Source organism: Jeotgalibacillus marinus, from assembly GCF_040801915.1.
Classification (GTDB): domain Bacteria; phylum Bacillota; class Bacilli; order Bacillales; family Jeotgalibacillaceae; genus Jeotgalibacillus; species Jeotgalibacillus marinus.
Genome location: NZ_JBFMIA010000186.1, coordinates 1 through 264, shown reverse-complemented (window position 1 = coordinate 264; position 264 = coordinate 1). Strand labels below are relative to the sequence as shown.

Below are 264 nucleotides of genomic sequence, written 5' to 3'. Positions count from 1 at the left end.
AATATCTGCCTGTCTGAATTACACAACTGCCAATAAAATCGCAGTAAGATAATTCCCTTCTGGGAATGATGTTAATGTAGGATGGCAACTTGCAGGCCCATATATTCCGAGAATACGGGCTTGTTTCCCCACTGCGACTGCTTGAGCCCCTACCAAGGCACAAAACTCTTGCGAGGACAGTGCAGAAGAACAATTGCAGGTCATTAACAAGGAATCAGCTTTCATATATTTAAAAACTTCGCGGTGTAAAAACCGATAATAATT

At 41.7% G+C, this 264-nt stretch carries 1 protein-coding gene; it reads right to left on the bottom strand.

Annotation, left to right across the window (positions count from 1 at the left end):
* Window positions 1-18: 18 nt before the first annotated feature.
* Window positions 19-264, bottom strand: a 246-nt coding sequence (locus AB1471_RS17480; RefSeq protein ID WP_367781000.1) for a hypothetical protein, incomplete at its 5' end; no start/stop codon positions are given.